Raw genomic sequence first — 16,258 nt, forward strand, 5'->3', positions numbered from 1 at the left:
GGCCCGATCGCCGTCCGGCGGACGGACCGCCCCTGGGGTGCGCGCACAGGCGAGTCCCGTACTGTCGTTCCATGCCACGCCGCACCGCGACGATGCTCGCCTCCACCCTGGTCCTGATCTGCCTGCTCATCGCCGGCGTCCTGATCCCGGTGCCGTACTCGGAGATGAGCCCCGGACCCACGGTCAACACGCTGGGCGAGGCACGCGGCGAGCCGGTCCTCCAGATCTCCGGCCGCAAGACCTACCCGACCGACGGCCACCTCAACATGACCACGGTCAGGGTCACCAGCGCGGACTACAAGATGAACGCCGTCGAGGCGGTCTACGGCTGGCTCACCCACGACAACGTGATCGTGCCGCACGACACCCTCTACCCGGACGGGAAGACGGAGGAGGAGTCGAGCCAGGAGAACGCCGAGGAGTTCAGCCAGTCGCAGGAGAGCGCCAAGGTCGCGGCCCTCGACGAGCTCGGCATCCCCTTCACCACCCGCGTCGTCGTCGCCTCCGTGGTCAAGGACTCCCCGGCGGAGGGCACCCTCCACGCCGGTGACGTCATCAAGGCCGTCGACGGGACGGCGGTCACCGAGCCGGCCGACGTCGCCGCCCAGGTCACCAAGCGGAAGCCGGGCGACCGGGTCGTGTTCACCGTCGTCCCGGCGAAGGAGGCGGCGGCCGCCGAGAAGGCGCACAAGGAGGCCACCGTCACCCGGAAGGTGGCCATCACCACGGTGAAGTCCGAGGAGGGCGACCGGGCGATCGTCGGCATCCAGGCCGGCACCGACCACGTCTTCCCGTTCACCATCGACATCAAGCTGGCCGACGTCGGCGGCCCGAGCGCGGGCCTGATGTTCGCCCTCGGCATCGTCGACAAGCTGACCCCGGAGAGCCTGACCGGCGGCAAGTTCGTCGCGGGCACCGGCACCATCGACGACGACGGCAAGGTCGGCCCGATCGGCGGCATCCAGATGAAGCTGGTCGGCGCGCGGAACGCGGGCGCCGAGTACTTCCTCACCCCGGCCGACAACTGCGCCACCGCCGCAGGGGACACGCCCGACGGGCTCACCCTGATCAAGGTCGACACCATCGACGACGCGACGACGTCCCTGGAGAAGGTCCGCAAGGGCGACACGGCGTCCCTGCCCACCTGCTCGAAGGGCTGAACCGGTACGGGACCCCGGCCGGGGCCCCGTACCCGTACGGCTCAGGCCTCGAAGGTCGCGGCCAGCGCGTCGGCGAGCCCCGGCACCAGGTCCGGGCCGGTCAGCACCTCGGTCGGCGAGTCCTTCTCGCGCAGCCGGATCGCCGCCTCCCGGGCCCCGGTCCGCAGCACGGCCACCGTCATGCGCACCTCCTGCCGGTCCGGGTGCCGGGCCACCCACTTGTTCAGCGCGGCGCCGCTCAGGTCCTTGGGGACCTGGGCCTCCGCCGACGGCGGCAGCATCAGCCGCTCCACCGTCAGGGCGCAGCCGGCGACCCCGTCCGGCCAGGCGATGGTGCCGAGGAACTCGTCCAGCGGCTTGCCCGCCGGGATCTCCTCCTGCTCGATCGGGGTGTAGGCGGTGGTGTCCTGGCCGAGCTTCAGCGAGGGCGCCTGAGCCCGCAGCCGGGCGGTGTCGACGAGGGCGAAGAGGCGGGCGGGGCGGTCCCAGCCGAGACCCGAGGCGTACTCGTCGATCTCGAGCACCGCGCGGGTGAGGGGACTGGAGGCCATCGGCGGGCCCGAGGGGGAAAGGTTGGACATGACCAATATCCTGCCTCCTCTTCCCCCGGAGACGGGAACTAGGTAAAGCCTCAGTAAGTTGCACCAGTGGGCTCTACGATCGCGGGGCCCGCTTTCCGACGCATCAACACCGAGGGGCGCACGTTGGCTTTCCAGATGCCTGACCGTGGCGGAGGCCCGTCCGGGCCAAGGATCAGAGTCGGCCGGCCGTCCCGGCGGGCCCGCACCCTGCTGATGACACTGGGCGTGCTGGCCGTCCTGGCCATGGCGTTCGTGATGTTCGCAGGGTTCTGGACGGACTGGCTCTGGTACCGCTCGGTCCACTACTCGTCCGTGTTCACCACCACCCTGTGGACCAAGATCGGGCTGTTCGCGGTCTTCGGCCTGCTCATGGCCCTCGTCGTCGGCCTCAACATCTGGCTGGCGTACCGGCTGCGGCCGCCGCTCAGCGCGATGTCGCTGGAGCAGCAGAGCCTCGACCGGTACCGGATGGGCGTCGCCCCCTTCAAGAAGTGGGTGCTGCTCGCGGTCACCGCCCTCGTGGGCCTGATCGCCGGCGCCTCCGCCTCGGGCCAGTGGCGTACCTGGCTCATGTGGATCAACGGCGTCGACTTCGGCGAGAAGGACTCCCAGTTCGGCAAGGACGTCTCGTTCTACGCCTTCGACCTGCCCTGGTACCGCTTCCTGCTGGCCTTCGGCTTCGCCGCCGTGGTGCTCTCCCTGATCGCCGCGGCGATCACGCACTACCTGTACGGCGGACTGCGGGTGACCAGCCCCGGCGCCCGCGCCACCGCCGCCGCCACCGGCCACCTCTCGGTGCTGCTCGGCGTCTTCGTCGCGCTGAAGGCCGTGGCGTACTGGCTCGACCGGTACGGCCTCGCGGTGAAGTCCAGCGACTTCAAGGCCACCGGCAACTGGACCGGCCTGCGGTTCGTCGATGCCAACGCCTACCTCCCGGCCAAGACGATCCTCTTCTGCATCGCCGTCATCTGCGCCCTGCTCTTCTTCGCCACCCTGTGGCGCCGCACCTGGCAGCTGCCGGTCATCGGCTTCGGCCTGATGGTCCTCTCCGCGGTGCTGATCGGCGGCCTGTACCCGGCGATCGTGCAGAAGTTCCAGGTCCAGCCGAACGAGCAGGCCAAGGAAGCCCCGTACATCCAGAAGAACATCGACGCGACCCGCAAGGCGTACGCGATCGACGAGACCAAGCTGGAGAACTACTCGGGCAAGTCGACGGTCAAGGCCAAGGACAAGCTGCGCGCGGACGCCGACACGGCGGCCGCCTATCGCGTCCTCGACCCCAACATCGTCTCGCCGACCTTCCAGCAGCTGGAGCAGAAGCGGAAGTACTACCAGTTCCCGACGACGCTCGACGTGGACCGCTACAAGGGCCAGGACGTCGTCATCGGTCTGCGCGAGCTGAACATCCGCGGCATCCCGAAGCGGAACTGGATCAACGACCACTTCACGTACACCCACGGCTACGGCGCCATCATGGCCCGCGGCACCCAGACCGACGCCAACGGCTCCCCGGTCTTCACCGAGTCGGGCCTCCCGACCACCGGTGAGCTCGGGAAGTACGAGCAGAAGATCTACTACGGCGAGAAGACCGACCAGTACTCGATCGTGGGCGGCCCCCAGAAGGAGCTGGACTACGAGGAGAACGGCGAGAAGACCACCAGCTACGAGGGCAAGAGCGGCGTCAGCCTGGGGAGCGCCTTCAACCGCGCCGCGTACGCGGTGGCCTTCAGCGAGCCGCAGATCCTCTACTCCGGAGCCATCGGCGACGGCTCGCGGATCCTGTACAACCGCACGCCCAAGCAGCGCGTCGAGGCCGTCGCCCCCTGGCTGACGATCGACGGTGACGCCTACCCGGCGGTCGTGAACGGCCGGATCCAGTGGATCGTCGACGCCTACACGACCACCAACGGCTACCCGTACGCCTCGCGGACCACGCTCGGCGACACCACGGCCGACTCGCTGACCGTCGGCAACCAGCAGCGCGCCGTCGTCGCCCAGCAGAACCAGGTCAACTACATCCGCAACTCGGTGAAGGCCACCGTCGACGCGTACGACGGCACGGTCAACCTCTACCAGTGGGACACCGAGGACCCGGTCCTCAAGACCTGGATGAAGGCGTTCCCCGGCACGGTGAAGGCCAAGGCGGACATCGACGCGGACCTCCTGGAGCACCTGCGCTACCCGCAGGACATGTTCAAGGTCCAGCGCGAGCTGCTGACCCGCTACCACGTCACCGACCCGGCCCAGTTCTACAGCGGCTCGGACGCCTGGCAGGTGCCGGACGACCCGACCAACAAGGACAACGTGGCCGTGCCGCCGTACTACCTGAGCATGAAGATGCCCGGGGACGCGGAGCAGCGCTTCTCGCTGACCACGACGTTCACCCCCAACGGGCGGCCCAACCTGGGCGGCTTCATGGCGGTCGACGCCGACGCCACCAGCAAGGAGTACGGCCGGCTGAGACTCCTCAGGGTCACCGAGGACGTGCCGGGACCGGCGCAGGTGCAGAGCAAGCTCAACGGTCTGCCCGACGTCGCCACCTTCGTCCGCGACATGAAGGGCGCCGACTCGGACATCCAGTACGGCAACCTGCTCACCGTGCCCCTCGACGGCGGGTTCCTGTACGTCGAGCCGGTCTACGCCCAGGGACGGAACGCGCTCTACCCGCTCCTGAAGAAGGTCGCGGTGTCGTACGTGGACGCCGACCAGCCGGACGGCGACACCACCAAGGACACCACGGTGTTCGAGAACAACCTCACGGACGCCCTCAACGCGGTCTTCGGGGTGGAGGGCACGACCCCGCCGACCACGCCGCCGGGCACCGAGCAGCCGCCGTCCACCCCGCAGCCGCCCGCCTCGGCGGACGCGGCCCTGAAGGCGGCCATCGCGGACGCTCAGGAGGCCTACGACGCGGGCGAGGCGGCCCTCGCGAAGGGCGACTGGGCGGCCTACGGCAAGGCCCAGGAGGACCTCCAGGACGCCCTGGAGAAGGCCGCCGAGGCCGGGGCCAAGATCAAGCCCCAGCAGGGCTCCGGCAGCTGACCTGCGGGATTCACCCCGCGTCGTGATAGTGTTACTTCATCGACGCGGGGTGGAGCAGCTCGGTAGCTCGCTGGGCTCATAACCCAGAGGTCGCAGGTTCAAATCCTGTCCCCGCTACTGACACGAGGGCTCGGATCCATAAGGATCCGGGCCCTCGTCGCGTGTCGAGGTGACGGGGGACACCGAAGGGCGGTACGGAAGGGGCGAGTTGAGGTGTCTCGTGTTTGACTTGTCTCTCTGTGGGCATGTCGACAAAACGCTGAGGTGACCTCAAGGGCTGCGGTATACCGGGTGTGCGCGGGTTGCGGGTGGTGCGACGATGGTATTTATGGGGGACAGGGCAACTCTGTTGGAGACAGGGCGGTTTGTGCAGCGGCACGCCAGAAATGCCGCGGACGAGATCATCGAGGCAGTGCCGGCCGTCGATGAGGTCGTCGACACCGCCGCCCGGACCGAGACCCTCCCGGACGCCGGGCCGGACACCGAGTCCGAGACCGAGGCCGAGACCGAGGGCCGCCACCGGAAGGCCGCCGAGCGCGGTGACACCGACGCCATGAGCGCCCTCGGCGCCCTGCTGCTGCGCCGCGGCGACCTCGACGGCGCCGAGCCCTACCTGCGCGGCGCCACCGCCGAGGGCGACCGCGCCGCCGCCAACAACCTGGGCGTCCTCCTCCACCAGCGCGGCTACCCCGACGAGGCCGCCGGCTGGTGGCGCGTCGCCGCCGTCGCCGGCTCCGCCCCGGCCGCGCACGCGCTGGGCCGCCACCACCGCGAGCGCGGCGACGAGCCCGCCGCAGAGTACTGGCTCCGCCAGGCCGCCGAGCAGGGCCACGCGCTGGGGGCGTACGCCCTCGCCGAACTCCTGGAGCACCGCAGCGACGTCGGCGCCGAGCGCTGGCTGCGCGCCGCCGCCGAGCAGGGTCACCGCGAGGCCGCGTACCGCCTCGCCCTCGCCCTGGAGCGGCGCGCCACCGAGACCCTCCGCGGCCCGCACGCCCTCGGCCCCGCCGCCTCCACCGGCCGCGTCGGCCTCGCGTACGACACGGCGGGCCGGCTCCGCGCGGCCGACCCCCTCAGGACCGGCGACCGCGCCCCCGCCGTCCCCGCCGCGCGCCCCGGGACCGCCTCGCCCCGGACCGGGGAGGACGCGGGCACCGGCCCCCTCGGAGAGGCCGAGCAGTGGTTCCGGCAGGCCGCCGCCCGGGGCCACCGGCGGGCCGCACTGCACCTCGGCGCCATCCTGGAGCACCGCGGCGAGCTCAAGGAGGCCGGACGCTGGTACCTCAGCTCCGCCAAGGAGGGCGAGGCCAAGGCCGCCTGCGCCCTCGGCTTCCTGCTGCGCGACGCCGGCGACGAGGAGTCCGCCGCCGTCTGGTGGCTGCGCGCCGCCCAGGACGGCGACGGCAACGCCGCCAACGCGCTCGGCGCCCTGCACGCCGCCCGCGGCGAGCAGCAGACCGCCGAGCGCTGGTACCGCGCCGCCATGGACGCCGGCGACGTCAACGGCGCCTACAACCTCGGGCTGCTCTGCGCCGCCCAGGACCGCCTCCCGCAGGCCGAGCAGTGGTACCGCCGGGCCGCCTACGCCGGCCACCGCGAGGCCGCCAACGCGCTCGCCGTGCTGCTCCTCCAGGCGGGCGACGCGGGCGGCGCCGAACCGTGGTTCTCCAAGGCCGCCGAGGCCGGCTCCGTGGACGCCGCCTTCAACCTCGGCATCATCCACGCGGGCCGCGACGACGACCGCGCCGCGCTCGCCTGGTACGAGCGGGCCGCCGCCGCCGGGCACACCGAGGCCGCCCTCCAGGTCGGCATCGCCGCCCTGCGCGACGGCGACGAGCAGACCGCGGAGCGGCACCTGCGCTGCGCCGCGGGCGGCGGCAGCCCCGAGGCGGCCTTCCGGCTCGCCACGCTCCTCGACGCCCGCCGCCCCGACCCCGGCCCGGTGGTCCTCGGCGCCCCCGTGGACCAGAAGACCGAGTGCGAGGAGTGGTACGAGCGGGCCGCCCAGCAGGGACACCGGCGCGCCCAGGTGCGGGTCGGCATGCTGGCCGCCGGCCGGGGCGACCTCACCGGGGCCGCCCGCTGGTACCGGGAGGCGGCCGAGGCCGGCAGCCGCAACGGCGCCTTCAACCTCGGGCTGCTCCTCGCCCGCGAGGGCAGCGAGCGCGAGGCCGCCCTCTGGTGGACCAGGGCCGCCCGGGCCGGGCACGGTCGCGCCGCGCTCCGGCTCGCCCTGCTCGCCGCGCGCCGCGGCGAGCTGTCCGAGGGCCGCAAGTGGTGCGCCCGCGCGGTCGAGCTCGGCCCGGCCGAGGTCGCCGAGCGGGCGGCGCGACTCAGCGAGGCCCTGCACCAGGAGCTCACGGCGTAGAAGCGATTTGCTCCTGTCACGGCAAGCCCGTAAGGTGGTGTTCACCGACGCGGGGTGGAGCAGCTCGGTAGCTCGCTGGGCTCATAACCCAGAGGTCGCAGGTTCAAATCCTGTCCCCGCTACTCAGTAGCCCGAAGGCCCGGATCGTCTCCGTACGATCCGGGCCTTCGGCGTTCCCGGCGCGGTCGCGGGTCGCGCGTCGCGGGCATGAGAAAAGGGCGTTCCTTCCGGAACGCCCTTTCGTCGGTAAGGTCGCCGTGCCGCCGGTCAGGCCGCGGCGCAGTTCGGGCAGAGGCCCCGGTACGTGACCTCGACGTTCGAGATCGTGAAGCCGAAGCGCTCCGCGTCCGGCAGGTCCCGCAGCGGATCGCCCGCAGGGTGGACGTCCCGGATCGCACCGCAGCCGGCGCAGACCAGATGCTGGTGCGGCCGGTGGGCGTTGGGGTCGTACCGCTTGGCGCGCCCGTCGGTGGCGACCTCGAGGACCTCACCGAGCGTGACCATCTCGCCCAGCGTGTTGTAGACGGTCGCGCGGGAGATCTCGGGCAGGCGCTCGACGGCGCGGGCGTGGACCTCGTCGGCGGTGAGGTGCACATGGTCGCCGTCGAGGACCTCGGCGACGACACGGCGCTGGGCGGTCATCCGCCAGCCGCGTCCGCGCAGCCGTTCCAACAGGTCGCTCATGAGGGCCAGGGTAACAGCGGGCCGAAACGGGGCGGAGTGGGCATCCACCCCGTGGACCCGGCCGGGGGAGGCGGGGCGGGGTCAGTCCGCCACGCTGTGGGCGGGGAGCCAGCAGCGGATGATGTCGCGGACCGAGACCATGCCGACGGGCCCGAGGTGGTCCAGGACGACCAGGTGCCGGAAGCCGCCCCGGGTCATCGCCTCGGCCGCCTCCTCCAGCGTCCAGCCGGGCGCGGCGAAGACGACCTCGTGGGTGGTGTGGGAACCGGCCGTCTCGCGGTCCGGGTCCTCGCCACGGCCGAGGGAGTTGAGGACGTCGCGCTCGGTGAGGATGCCGATCCCGGTGTCGCCGTCGAGGACGACGGCCGCGCCGACCCGGCGGGCGGACATCAGCCGGGCGGCCTGCCGGAGAGTGTGGGCGGGGCCGATCGTGAGGACCACCGTGCTCATGGCGTCACGGACGAGCATGGATGGAGCCACCTCCTCGGTGGACCGCCCGCGAGGCGGTTCACAAACGCACAAGTGGGGGACTCTCAGAGTCGCACCGGGAGCGGGGCCCGACAAGGGGGCGCACACGGCGCCCCCGGGAGCGGTCGGGGGCGCGCCCGCGCGCCCACCGCCGCTCCGCGCGCCCACGACCTGTCCGGCCGTATCCGGACGGGGTGCGCTACTGCCCCAGGTGCCCCAGCAGCGCCTCGTGGAGCAGGCCGTTCGAGGCCGCCGCGTTGCCGCTGTGCGGGCCGGGGACGCCGTCCAGGCCGGTGTACGAGCCGCCGGCCTCCTGCACCACGATCGCCACCGCCGCCATGTCCCACAGCGACAGCTCCGGCTCCGCGCACAGGTCCACCGTGCCCTCGGCGACCATCATGTACGGCCAGAAGTCGCCGTACGCCCGGGTCCGCCAGCACGCGCGCGTGAGGTCCAGGAAGGCGTCGAGCCGCCCGCGCTCCTCCCAGCCGCTCAGCGAGGAGTACGCGAACGACGCGTCGGCCAGCGAGGCCACCTGCGAGACGCCGATCCGGGTCCCCGCCTCGGGGCCGGTGCCGGTGAAGGCGCCCAGGCCCTTCGCCGCCCACCAGCGGCGGCCCAGTGCCGGCGCCGACACCACGCCGACCACCGGCTGGAAACCGGTCTCGCCCTCCTCCATCAGCGCGATCAGGGTCGCCCACACCGGGACCCCGCGCACGTAGTTCTTGGTGCCGTCGATCGGGTCGATCACCCAGCGGCGCGGACCGGAGCCCTCCACGCCGTACTCCTCGCCCAGGATCGCGTCCTCGGGCCGCTCCTTGTGGAGTCCCGCGCGGATCAGCTCCTCGGCGGCCCGGTCCGCCTCGCTCACCGGGGTCATGTCCGGCTTCGTCTCGACCTTGAGGTCCAGCGCCCGGAAGCGGGCCGTGGTGGCCGCGTCGGCGGCGTCCGCGAGGGCATGGGCAAGACGCAGGTCATCGTGGTAATCGGCCATGCCCGGCACTCTAGCGCCGCCCGGCGGAGCGCCGGTGAACCGTCCATGGACGGCACCCGGCGATCACCCCCGCCCCACCGGCCGCGCTCTTGACAGCGCCCGCGCGCCTGCCGACTCTGGGGGACCACCGTCCGGCCCGGAGTCGCCCATGCCGACCGCCCGCGAGGCCCTCCTCGACGCCGCCCACGCCGCCCTGGCGCGCCATGCCTGGTCCGCCGTGCGGATGGCCGACCTCGCCGCCGCCGCCCGGGTCTCCCGGCAGACCCTCTACAACGAGTTCGGCAGCAAGGAAGGGCTCGCCCGCGCCCTCGTCCGCCGCGAGGCCGACGCCTACCTCGACGGGGCGCGCCGGATGCTCGCCGCGCCCGAACCGCCCGCGCGCACCCTCGCCGCCGTCGCCGAGTGGACCGTCGCACGCGCCGGCGACCGGCCGATACTGCGCGCGCTGCTCACCGGCGCCTGGACCGAGGGCCTGCCCCGGCCCCGCCCCGCCCGGCCGGGCGCCCGCCCCGCCCCCGTACCCGCGCAGCGGCGGGCCGACGCCGGGCCGCCGGCGCCGGGGGAGCTGCTCGCGACGACCGCGCGCTGCGCGGGGGAGCGGTGGGCGGCCGGCTGCGAGCTCGCCCTGCGGCTCGCCGTCAGCCACGTGGTCGCGCCGGCCCTGCCGCCGGAGGGTCAGTGCGCCGAGCCGGACAGCTGGAGTCCGATGACCCCCACGATGACCAGCGTGATCGAGACGATCTTGAGTGTGGAGACCAGATCGCCCAGGAACACCATGCCGTAGATGGCGGTGCCGGCCGCCCCGATCCCGGTCCACACCGCGTACGCCGGACCCACGTCGAGCTTCTTCAGGGCGAGCGTGAGCAGCCCGAAGCTGCCCAGGGCGAAACAGGCGAACGCGATCGTCGGCCACAGCCGGGTGAACCCGTGCGAGAGCTTCAGGCAGACCGCGAAGCCCGTCTCCAGGATCCCGGCGACCACCACCAGCAGCCACGCCATCGTTCCTGCCTCCCACCCGGTCGGATTGCTCGCACTTGTGCGTGTATGTCCATACCGGCCTCGGGGGAGGCGTAAACACCGGGGCCGCCCCGGTGGGACGGCTCAGTCGCCTTCGTGGCGCTCCCGGGTGGCCAGCAGCCGCCGGAGCGAGAAGAGCCGCGCCGGGTCGGCGTGCCCCTCCGCCACCCAGGCGTCCAGGGCGCACTCGGCCTCGTCGTGGCTGCACGCGCGCGGGCAGTTCTCGGTGCCCGGCACGAGGTCGGGGAAGGCGAGGATGACCCGGGACGGATCGACGTGGTGCAGCCCGAAGGAGCGCACGCCCGGCGTGTCGATGACCCAGCCGTCCACCACGTCCAGCGGCAGCGCGAGCGCCGAGGTGGTGGTGTGCCGGCCGCGCCCGGTCACCGCGTTCACATGGCCGGTGATCCGCCGCTTGTCCTCCGGCACCAGCGCGTTGACCAGCGTGGTCTTGCCGACGCCCGAGTGGCCGACGAAGGCCGTCACCCGCCCGTCCAGGTACTCCCGCACCCGGTCCGCCGCCCCGCCGTCGTACAGCTCCTCCCGGTTCACCACCACGTGCGGGATGTCCAGGTCGCCGTAGAGTTCGAGCAGCTTCTCCGGGGACGCCAGGTCCGACTTGGTCAGCACCAGGAAGGGCTCCAGGCCGCCGTCGTACGCGGCCACCAGGCAGCGGTCGATCAGCCGGGGGCGCGGCTCGGGGTCGGCGAGCGCGGTGACGATCGCGAGCTGGTCGGCGTTGGCCACCACGACCCGCTCGTACGGGTCGTCGTCGTCGGCCGTGCGGCGCAGCAGCGAGTCCCGCTCCCCGATCCGCACGATCCGGGCCAGCGTGTCCTTCTCACCGGAGAGGTCGCCCACCAGGGAGACCCGGTCCCCGACCACGGCCGCCTTCCGGCCCAGCTCGCGGGCCTTCATCGCCATCACGGTGCGGCCCTCGACCAGGCAGGTCAGCCGACCGCGGTCCACGGTGAGGACCATGCCCTCGACGGCGTCCTCGTGCTTCGGCCGGATGCTGGTGCGGGGCCGGGTGCCCTTGCGGTTGGGCCGCTGGCGGATGTCGTCCTCGTCGGTGTGCTTGCCGTAGCGCCGCATGGTTCAGGCCCCGAGCATTTCGGTCCACATCCCCGGGAAGTCCGGCAAGGTCTTGGCGGTCGTCGCCACGTCCTCGATCTCCACGCCCGGCACGGCGAGGCCGATGATCGCGCCCGCGGTCGCCATCCGGTGGTCGTGGTAGGTGTGGAAGACGCCGCCGCGCAGCGGGCGCGGGCGGATGCGCAGCCCGTCCTCGGTCTCCGTGACGTCACCGCCCAGGCCGTTGATCTCCCGGGTGAGCGCCGCGAGCCGGTCGGTCTCGTGGAGCCGCAGGTGCGCCACCCCGCGCAGGGTGGAGGGCGAGTCGGCGAGGGCGGCGACGGCCGCGATGCCGGGGGTCAGCTCGCCGACCTCGCCCAGGTCCACGTCGATGCCGTGGATCCGGCCGGTGCCGGTGAAGGTGAGGCCGGCGTCGGTGAGCTCGCAGACACCACCCATCTCGGTGAAGATCCGGCGCAGCTCGTCACCGGGCTGGGTGGTGCGGGCCGGCCAGTCGGGGACCGTCACCCGGCCGCCGGTGACCAGCGCGGCCGCCAGGAACGGCTGCGCGTTCGACAGGTCGGGCTCGATCACGAGGTCCCGGCCGCGCAGCGCGGAGGGGGTGACCCGCCAGACGTCCGGCTCGCCGCCGTGCTCCGGCTCGTCGACCTTCGCGCCGACCGCGCGGAGCATGTCGACGGTCATCCGGATGTGCGGCATCGACGGCAGCCGGCCGCCGACGTGCCGTACCTCCACGCCCTGGTTGAAGCGGGCGCCGGAGAGCAGCAGCGCGCTGACGAACTGGGAGGACGAGGAGGCGTCGATCTCGACCGTCCCGCCGTCCAGGCCGCCGGCGCCGTGCACGGTCATCGGGAGGGCGCCGCGGCCCTCGTCGTCGATCCGGGCGCCGAGCGCGCGCAGGGCGTCGATCACGCCGTGCAGCGGGCGCTCGTGGGAGCGGGGGTCGCCGTCGAAGCGGACCGGCCCGTCGGCGAGCGCGGCGACCGGCGGGAGGAAGCGCATGACGGTACCGGCGTTGCCGACGTCGACCGGGGCGGAACCGCGCAGCGGGGCGGGGATGATCCGCCACGCCTCGCCGGTGCCGTCCGGGCCCACGCCCTCCTCGATCCGCACCCCCAGGGTGCGCAGGCCCTCGGCCATCAGGAGGGTGTCGCGGGAGCGGAGCGGGCGGCGGACCCAGCCCGGCTCTGCGGCGAGCGCGGCCAGGACGAGGGCGCGGTTGGTGACCGACTTCGAGCCCGGCACGGTCACGGTCGCGTCGACGGGGCCGCTCGCGTACGGGGCGGGCCAGAGCTCCTGGCCGGCGGGGGCTGCGGGGTGCGACGGATCGGGGTGCGCGGGGGAAGCTGCGGTCATGCCCTCACTGTACGGGGGTGTCAGAAGCCCAGAAGCCAGGTGGCGCCGCCGATCAGGCAGGAGAGGGACACCGTGTGGAAGAAGGCCAGCCACACCCCGGCGGGCACGTGGGTGAGCCGGGAGAGCTGGTCGGCGTCCGAGTCGGGGGCGCCGCCGTGCCGGCGCTTCGACTGGAGCTCGAAGGGCGGCCGCACCCCGCCGAGGAGCAGGAACCACACCACCGCGTACGCGAACACGGCCCGCACCTCCGCGGGCGCCAGCCAGGACACCAGGACGAAGAGCGCGCCGGTGAGGACGACGGAGAGGATCCCGTACGCGTTGCGGACCATCACCAGCATCGCGAGGAGCAGCGCGCTCGCCGCCCACAGCAGCACGGTGACCCGGCCGGCACCGAGCAGCGCGGCCCCGCCCAGGCCCAGCAGCGGGGCGGCCGTGTATCCCGCGGCCAGGGTGAGGACGACGCCGAGGCCGGTCGGGCGGCCACGGGTGACGGTGAGACCGCTGGTGTCCGAGTGGAGCCGGATCGCCTCCAGGCGGCGGCCGGTGGCGAGCGCGACCAGGCCGTGGCCGCCCTCGTGGGCGATGGTGATCGCGTTCCGCGCGAGCAGCCAGAGACGGCGGGGCACGGTGACGGCGAGCGCGGCGACGCCGGTGGCGATCACCAGCCACTCGGCCGGGGCGGCCTGCGGGCTGAAGAGGTCCATCCTTCGGTCCGCTCCTCTCGGGCTCGGGGATCGTGGCAGTGTGGCACGTATGTGCGGACGTTATGCGGCGAGCCGGCGGCCCGAGGATCTCGTGAGCCTCTTCGGGATCGAGAAGTGGGAGCCGGAGGAGACCCTGGACCAGGACTGGAACGTGGCCCCCACCAAGGAGGTCCACGCGGTGCTCGAACGCCCTCTGAAAGACGCGGGGACGCGCCGGCCGGTTCGCCAGCTGCGCGCCCTGAAGTGGGGACTGGTCCCGTCCTGGTCGAAGTCGCCGGAGGGCGCCGCCCGGATGATCAACGCCCGGTCCGAGACCGTGCACGAGAAGCCCTCCTTCAAGCGCGCCCTCCAGGCCCGCCGCTGCATCCTGCCCGCCGACGGCTATTACGAGTGGGTGACCGGCGCCGCCGAGCGCGACCTGGAGGTGGAGGGGAAGAAGAAGCGGCCCAGGAAGCAGCCGTACTTCGTGACCCCGGCGGACGGCTCGGTCTTCGCCATGGCCGGTCTCTACGAGTTCTGGCGCGACCCCGCGCTGCCGCCCGAGCACCCGGGCGCCTGGTGGGCCACCTGCTCCGTGATCACCACCGAGGCGGAGACCGGGCCGCTCGGCGTGGCCCCCGCGGAGGGCCCCGGCTCGCTCGCCGAGATCCACCCGCGGATGCCGCTGATGCTCACCGAGGACCGCTGGGACGCCTGGCTCGACCCGGCCACCACCGGACCCGACGAGCTGCGCGCCCTGCTCGCCCCGCCGCCGGGGGGTCTGATGCGGGCCTATCCGGTCTCCACCGCGGTCAGCAGCGTCCGCAACAACGGGCCCGAACTCCTCACCGAGCTGGCGGGACCCGAGGTCGGCACGCTGTTCTGAAGCGCTCCCGGCGCGGGCCGGGGCGGCAGGATGGGGACGTGACGAAGATCGAGACCGTTTCCACCGACGCCGGTGAGGCGCGCATCACCTGGCACACGGCCCCGGAGGCCCGCCGCGTCCTGGCCCTCGGCCACGGCGCGGGCGGCGGCATCGAGGCCCGCGACCTGGCCGCCCTCGCCGCCGCGCTGCCTCCCCGGGGCGTCACCGTCGCCCTGGTCGAGCAGCCGTGGCGGGTCGCCGGGAAGAAGGTCGCGCCCGCGCCGAAGACCCTCGACACCGGCTGGCGCGGCCTCTGGCCGGCCCTCGCCGCCCCCGGCCTGCCGGTCGTCGCGGGCGGTCGCAGCGCCGGCGCCCGGGTGGCCTGCCGGACCGGCGCCGAGCTGGGCGCCGTCGCCGTCCTCGCGCTGAGCTTCCCGCTCCACCCGCCGGGGAGGCCGGAGAGCTCGCGCGCCGCCGAACTCCTCTCCGCCGGACTCCCCACACTCGTCGTCCAGGGCGGAAACGACCCCTTCGGGAAGCCGGACGAGTTCCCGTCCGGCGGCTCGTACGAACTCGTCGGGATCCCGTACGGGGACCACGGCTTCGCGATCCCCAAGCGGGCCCCCGTCGACCAGGACGAGGCCGTCGGACGGATCGTCGAAGGCGTCGCCGACTGGCTCGCGGCCCTGCGCTGAACCCCGCCGGAGGCCCGGGAATGCGGCGGCCGGGACCCGTGTTGTGGAGAGCGTCGGTGTGAGAACGAGAGAGGGAGTCCGTCGCATGGGTTCGACCATCTGCCCGGAGCGGGTCAGGTCCGCGGAGCTCGACTGGACCGTGCTGCCCGCCCCCAAGGCCGCCCCCCTTCGGGCGGCGGGCGGAGCCGATCCTCGTCTATCCTCCGAGACGAGCGGGTCCGGCACCGGCCCCGTCACCACGCTGGAGGAGGTGGGTCCGGTCACTGGGACCGACACAGGGACCGACGACGGCCCCGAGGAGACGACCGAGGAGCGCAACGCGCGCTTCGAGCGGGACGCTCTCGGCTTCCTCGACCAGATGTACTCGGCCGCGCTGCGGATGACGCGCAACCCCGCGGACGCCGAGGACCTGGTGCAGGAGACCTACGCGAAGGCGTACGGCTCCTTCCACCAGTTCCGCGAGGGCACCAACCTCAAGGCGTGGCTGTACCGGATCCTCACCAACACCTTCATCAACTCGTACCGCAAGAAGCAGCGTGAGCCCCAGCGCAGCGCCGCCGAGGAGATCGAGGACTGGCAGCTCGCCCGCGCCGAGTCGCACATGTCGACCGGTCTGCGCTCCGCCGAGTCGCAGGCGCTCGACCACCTGCCCGACTCGGACGTGAAGGAAGCGCTCCAGGCGATCCCCGAGGAGTTCCGCATCGCGGTCTACCTCGCCGATGTCGAGGGCTTTGCCTACAAGGAGATCGCCGACATCATGGGGACCCCCATCGGTACGGTGATGTCCCGCCTGCACCGGGGCCGCCGCCAGCTCCGCGGCATGCTCGAGGACTACGCCCGCGAGCGTGGCCTCGTCCCCGCCGGCGCCGGAGAGTCGTCCAAGGATCTGAAAGGCGCGGACTCATGAGCTGCGGAGACCCGCACGAGACGGATTGCTCGGAAGTCCTCGATCATCTCTACGAGTTCCTCGACCGGGAGATGCCCGACGGCGAGTGCACCAAGTTCGAGGTGCACTTCGAGGAGTGCTCCCCGTGCCTGGAGAAGTACGGCCTCGAACAGGCGGTGAAGAAGCTCGTGAAGCGCTGCTGCGGCAGTGACGAGGTCCCCACCGACCTGCGGGCCAAGGTGATGGGCCGGATCGACCTGATCCGCGGCGGACACGTCGTCCCCGAACAGGACATCGTCGCCCCGGAGTCCCCGGCCGCGCAGACCCCGGCCGCCGCCCAGGAGTGACCTCGCACGGATGCGCG

General features: G+C 72.9%; 16 protein-coding genes and 2 tRNA genes. 10 read left to right on the top strand and 8 right to left on the bottom strand.

What is annotated here, in order from left to right:
* Nucleotides 1–71 precede the first annotated feature (71 nt).
* Nucleotides 72–1,160 (top strand): PDZ domain-containing protein, encoded by a 1,089-nt coding sequence (locus ACF1BN_RS25115; protein ID WP_392333845.1) that lies wholly within the window; start codon nt 72–74, stop codon nt 1,158–1,160.
* Between the two features lie 41 nt (nt 1,161–1,201).
* Here the strand turns inward: ACF1BN_RS25115 and ACF1BN_RS25120 are convergent, their stop codons facing one another.
* Complete coding sequence (locus ACF1BN_RS25120; RefSeq protein ID WP_392333846.1) at nt 1,202–1,741, bottom strand: PPA1309 family protein; 540 nt, start codon at nt 1,739–1,741, stop codon at nt 1,202–1,204.
* A 135-nt stretch (nt 1,742–1,876) separates the two neighbouring features.
* On the opposite strand from ACF1BN_RS25120, the gene ACF1BN_RS25125 reads away from it, so the two are divergent.
* The 4 genes from ACF1BN_RS25125 to ACF1BN_RS25140 all read left to right on the top strand — a co-directional run bounded on the left by ACF1BN_RS25125 (nt 1,877) and on the right by ACF1BN_RS25140 (nt 7,273).
* A complete protein-coding gene (locus ACF1BN_RS25125) occupies nt 1,877–4,783 on the top strand; it encodes a UPF0182 family protein (RefSeq protein WP_392333847.1) in 2,907 nt (968 codons plus the stop codon).
* A gap of 43 nt (nt 4,784–4,826) precedes the next feature.
* Nucleotides 4,827–4,900, top strand: a tRNA-Met gene (locus tag ACF1BN_RS25130).
* A 202-nt stretch (nt 4,901–5,102) separates the two neighbouring features.
* On the top strand, nt 5,103–7,151 hold the full coding sequence (locus ACF1BN_RS25135) for a tetratricopeptide repeat protein (RefSeq protein ID WP_392333848.1): 2,049 nt from the start codon (nt 5,103–5,105) through the stop codon (nt 7,149–7,151).
* A 48-nt stretch (nt 7,152–7,199) separates the two neighbouring features.
* Nucleotides 7,200–7,273, top strand: a tRNA-Met gene (locus ACF1BN_RS25140).
* A 145-nt stretch (nt 7,274–7,418) separates the two neighbouring features.
* Here ACF1BN_RS25140 and ACF1BN_RS25145 read toward each other — a convergent pair.
* From ACF1BN_RS25145 to hisN, 3 genes are all read right to left on the bottom strand, one after another.
* Nucleotides 7,419–7,835, bottom strand: coding sequence for a Fur family transcriptional regulator (locus tag ACF1BN_RS25145; RefSeq protein WP_392333849.1), 417 nt, complete (start codon nt 7,833–7,835; stop codon nt 7,419–7,421).
* Nucleotides 7,836–7,916: 81 nt separating this feature from the next.
* Nucleotides 7,917–8,303, bottom strand: a complete 387-nt coding sequence (locus ACF1BN_RS25150; RefSeq protein ID WP_392333850.1) for a cyclic nucleotide-binding/CBS domain-containing protein — start codon at nt 8,301–8,303, stop codon at nt 7,917–7,919.
* 199 nt (nt 8,304–8,502) lie between these two features.
* Entirely contained in the window at nt 8,503–9,297 is a 795-nt protein-coding gene (gene hisN, locus ACF1BN_RS25155) for a histidinol-phosphatase (RefSeq protein WP_392333851.1), read from the bottom strand.
* 148 nt (nt 9,298–9,445) lie between these two features.
* On the opposite strand from hisN, the gene ACF1BN_RS25160 reads away from it, so the two are divergent.
* On the top strand, nt 9,446–10,081 hold the full coding sequence (locus ACF1BN_RS25160) for a TetR/AcrR family transcriptional regulator (RefSeq protein WP_392333852.1): 636 nt from the start codon (nt 9,446–9,448) through the stop codon (nt 10,079–10,081).
* On the opposite strand, the gene ACF1BN_RS25165 is transcribed toward ACF1BN_RS25160, so the two are convergent.
* The 4 genes from ACF1BN_RS25165 to ACF1BN_RS25180 all read right to left on the bottom strand — a co-directional run bounded on the left by ACF1BN_RS25165 (nt 9,973) and on the right by ACF1BN_RS25180 (nt 13,469).
* Nucleotides 9,973–10,296 (bottom strand): multidrug efflux SMR transporter, encoded by a 324-nt coding sequence (locus ACF1BN_RS25165; RefSeq protein ID WP_150209631.1) that lies wholly within the window; start codon nt 10,294–10,296, stop codon nt 9,973–9,975. The two genes, ACF1BN_RS25160 and ACF1BN_RS25165, sit on opposite strands and share 109 nt — an antisense overlap.
* 102 nt (nt 10,297–10,398) lie before the next feature.
* Nucleotides 10,399–11,409 carry a ribosome small subunit-dependent GTPase A gene (rsgA, locus tag ACF1BN_RS25170; RefSeq protein ID WP_392333853.1) on the bottom strand — a complete coding sequence of 337 codons (1,011 nt, stop codon included), beginning with the start codon at nt 11,407–11,409 and terminating at the stop codon, nt 10,399–10,401.
* A gap of 3 nt (nt 11,410–11,412) precedes the next feature.
* On the bottom strand, nt 11,413–12,765 hold the full coding sequence (gene aroA, locus ACF1BN_RS25175; RefSeq protein ID WP_392333854.1) for a 3-phosphoshikimate 1-carboxyvinyltransferase: 1,353 nt from the start codon (nt 12,763–12,765) through the stop codon (nt 11,413–11,415).
* A gap of 20 nt (nt 12,766–12,785) precedes the next feature.
* Nucleotides 12,786–13,469, bottom strand: coding sequence for a M50 family metallopeptidase (locus ACF1BN_RS25180; RefSeq protein ID WP_392333855.1), 684 nt, complete (start codon nt 13,467–13,469; stop codon nt 12,786–12,788).
* A gap of 49 nt (nt 13,470–13,518) precedes the next feature.
* Here ACF1BN_RS25180 and ACF1BN_RS25185 point away from each other — a divergent pair, with 49 nt between their 5' ends.
* The 4 genes from ACF1BN_RS25185 (at nt 13,519) to rsrA (ending at nt 16,241) form a co-directional block, all read left to right on the top strand.
* Entirely contained in the window at nt 13,519–14,334 is an 816-nt protein-coding gene (locus ACF1BN_RS25185) for an SOS response-associated peptidase (protein ID WP_392333856.1), read from the top strand.
* 38 nt (nt 14,335–14,372) lie between these two features.
* Nucleotides 14,373–15,008 (top strand): alpha/beta family hydrolase, encoded by a 636-nt coding sequence (locus ACF1BN_RS25190; protein WP_392333857.1) that lies wholly within the window; start codon nt 14,373–14,375, stop codon nt 15,006–15,008.
* A gap of 250 nt (nt 15,009–15,258) precedes the next feature.
* On the top strand, nt 15,259–15,915 hold the full coding sequence (locus ACF1BN_RS25195) for a sigma-70 family RNA polymerase sigma factor (RefSeq protein ID WP_376598868.1): 657 nt from the start codon (nt 15,259–15,261) through the stop codon (nt 15,913–15,915).
* On the top strand, nt 15,912–16,241 hold the full coding sequence (rsrA, locus tag ACF1BN_RS25200; RefSeq protein WP_392333858.1) for a mycothiol system anti-sigma-R factor: 330 nt from the start codon (nt 15,912–15,914) through the stop codon (nt 16,239–16,241). The genes ACF1BN_RS25195 and rsrA overlap by 4 nt, the downstream gene beginning before the upstream one ends.
* Nucleotides 16,242–16,258 lie beyond the last annotated feature (17 nt).

Source organism: Streptomyces sp. NPDC014861, assembly GCF_043081625.1.
Lineage (GTDB): Bacteria > Actinomycetota > Actinomycetes > Streptomycetales > Streptomycetaceae > Streptomyces.